Here is a 2,886-nt window from a genome sequence, read left to right on the forward strand (position 1 = left end):
GGCTGCGTCCGGCGGCGCAGCCGTCGTAAAGCCGGCATGCGCGGTCTATCTGCGAAAACGCGGTGCCTGATTTGGCGACGGCTGCGCCGCCGGACGCAGCCTCGCAGGCTCGACAGCTGCTACACGAATCGCTGCAGCAGAGAGCGGGTTATTCCGTAGCCGTTCCGCCGCCGGCGGTGACGACTTGCACACTCATGCGTGGCGTTGCCAAATCAAAGCCTGCTTCGTCCAGGTGACGTTTCAGCGACAGGTTGAAAGCACGGGACACTTCCCACTGCTTGATCGGTGCAGTCTTGAAGCGGGCGCGCAGGATCGCGTTGCCTGATTCGAAACTCTCGACACCCTGAATCTCCAGCGGCGACCAGATGTTGCGCCGCTGAAGAGGATCGGTGCGCATTTTCTGGCCGACTTCGCGCATCAGTTTGATCGCGTTATCGATGTCCATGTTCGCTGGCACCGCCACCCGGAATATCGCGTAGCCGAATTCCCGTGAGTAGTTTTTGATGCTTTTGATTTCGCTGAAGGGAATGGTGTGGACAATGCCATCGATGTCGCGCAGGCGCACAGTGCGGATGGTCAGGCCTTCGACGGTACCGAGGTGGCCGCCGACGTCGACATAATCGTCGATGGCCAGAGAATCTTCGATGATGATGAACAACCCGGTGATCAGGTCGGCGACCAGCGACTGCGCGCCGAAACCAATGGCCAGGCCGATTACACCGGCACCGGCGAGCAGTGGCGTGACGTTCATGCCCATGTTGGCCAGCGCGACGATCAGCGCGATGATGAAAATCGCCACGAACAGCACGTTGCGGATCAACGGCATCATCGTCTGCGCGCGGGCATTCGCCAGGCCTTTGCGCGAGCGGGTGAGGGCGTGGTGCACGGCAGTGTCACTCAGAATCCACACCAGCCAGGCGAAGATCAGTGTGCCGGCGAGACCGAACAGTTTGACGCTGATCTCATGCCCGTCACCCTCGGTAAAAGCGATCAGCGACATGCCCCACACCCGCAACCCCAGCTCAACGAACACCAGCCAGACCAATAGGTGGGCGAGGGTATAGAAGAAGCTTTTCAAGCGATCCGAGTACAGCGCGTGGCGTTTTACCCCGCGTTGCGGGCGCAGCGAATGGCGGCGTACCAATCCGTTGATGACCATGCACAAAACCAGCAGCACGGTGCAGATCAGCGACTGGCGCAGCGCCGTGCTGGTGTCGCCGGCCGAAACGAATGTGGCGAACAGCGAGATTGCCACCAGCACCAGCGCTGGCACGTACCAGAAGGTCCCGAGAATATCGATCGTGTCGCTGAGCGCACGACGGGTCAGGCGCCGGGACAGCGGCTGGTTGCGGATCAGGTGCGCGATCGGCCGGCGAAAGCGCAGGATGAACAGCCCGGTCGACAGGGCTGCCAGCACGTTGGCGATGGTCGCAGCAGTGTGGGCCAGATGAGTGCCTAGGCTGGTCACCAGGCGCGGGTCGCTCAAGGCCTCACCGAAGGCGGCGAAACTGCCAATCAGCCAGAGCGGGCGAAAGGCTTGATGGCGCAGGATGTACAAGGCGCGGTGGCGGTGCGGACCGTCGAGCACGGAGAATGCGATCACGCATATCGCCGAAAAGCACGTTCCTACCACCAGCGCATAGGCCAACACCATCGCCAGGCTTTTGCCCAGGGACGAGGGCAGCGCGTAACTCATGTAAACGGTGATCACCAAGGCAATCAGCCACGGTCCGAGCTTGCGCAACGCAAAGCGCAACATGTCGAGCGCCTTGGGGTGCTGCGGCAGTTCTTCGGTCAGACCGAAGCGCATCCGCACCCGGTGGCCTAGCCAGATCAGCGCCGCCGCCAGCAGGCTCCAGACCATCAGGATCATGGCGAAGCCAAAGATGATCGGCAGCCATTCGTTGGCCGGCAGTATCAGCGTTGCGAGCTCGTCCTCGGCCAGTCTGAATTCCTGCGTCCAGCGAGTCAGCGGACTGTCCGCCCCGGAGAACTGCTTCTCGAAACTGGCCAGTGTGCCGCCGATCAGGCCGAGCACACCTTGTTCCGGTGTCGGTTGAGCTTGCGCTGTGGCGTCACGCAGTTTTTTCAGGTCGGTCAGTAACTGGGTGCGTTGCTGATCGTTCTCCAGCGATTTGATCACTTCGTCCAGAGATTGCCCCAGGGGTTGCTCGGCTTGCGGTTGGGTCTTGGCGCCGCCGTTGAGCAGGCCGGGCAAACCGACCGCTTGGGCAGGCGCTATTGGTAGCAGCGTCAGCAGGCAGAGAAAGAGAAAATACGGGAGGGCGGGAAAACGAGCGAACACTGGACGGTCAACCTCGGGGTAAGCGGATCGAACGAGTGTACGAGCCCGTCAAAATCAATGCGAGCCGGGCGGCGATTATTCGTTGAGTTTGGCGAGGATCTTGAACACCACGGTGCCGAGGATGGTGAGCATGCCGATCCACATCGCGAAGATCCCGGCGTTCTTGTCGCGGAAGTTGTAACCGATCGCCAGCAGGATCATCCCGGTGAGGATCGGGATCAGCATGGCGTTGAAGGATTGCGGCGAGATCATGGGCGACTGCCTTGTCGGAGGGGGTGTTGGAAGTCTAGGTGGGTTTTGCCGGGCTTGGGTGATACGGGTTGAAAATGCGTCAAGAGTGAAGCGCAATATCCGTGGCAGGAAGCTCCTGTGGTGAAGGGGCTTTTTGTGGTGAGGGGGCTTCAGTGGTGAGGGGGCTTCAGTGGCCAGTAGGCTTCCGTGGTGAGTGGGCTTCCGTGGTGAGTCGGCTTTTGTGGTGAGGGGGCTTGCCCCCGTTGGGCTGCGCAGCAGCCCCAAAATAACCGTGAAGCTTCAGGCAGTTCGCATTTACTCGCTTGGCGACTGCTGCGCAGCCCAACGGG

General features: G+C 61.1%; 2 protein-coding genes. Both read right to left on the minus strand.

Features of this window, described 5'->3' with window-relative positions:
• Positions 1-148: 148 nt before the first annotated feature.
• A complete protein-coding gene (locus tag F8N12_RS27285) occupies positions 149-2,305 on the minus strand; it encodes a mechanosensitive ion channel family protein (RefSeq protein ID WP_150583118.1) in 2,157 nt (718 codons plus the stop codon).
• Positions 2,306-2,380: 75 nt separating this feature from the next.
• Positions 2,381-2,557, minus strand: coding sequence for a hypothetical protein (locus F8N12_RS27710; RefSeq protein ID WP_191623179.1), 177 nt, complete (start codon positions 2,555-2,557; stop codon positions 2,381-2,383).
• Positions 2,558-2,886: the final 329 nt, after the last annotated feature.

The sequence above is a fragment of the Pseudomonas fluorescens genome (assembly GCF_902497625.1).
In the GTDB taxonomy this organism is placed as follows: domain Bacteria; phylum Pseudomonadota; class Gammaproteobacteria; order Pseudomonadales; family Pseudomonadaceae; genus Aquipseudomonas; species Aquipseudomonas fluorescens_BQ.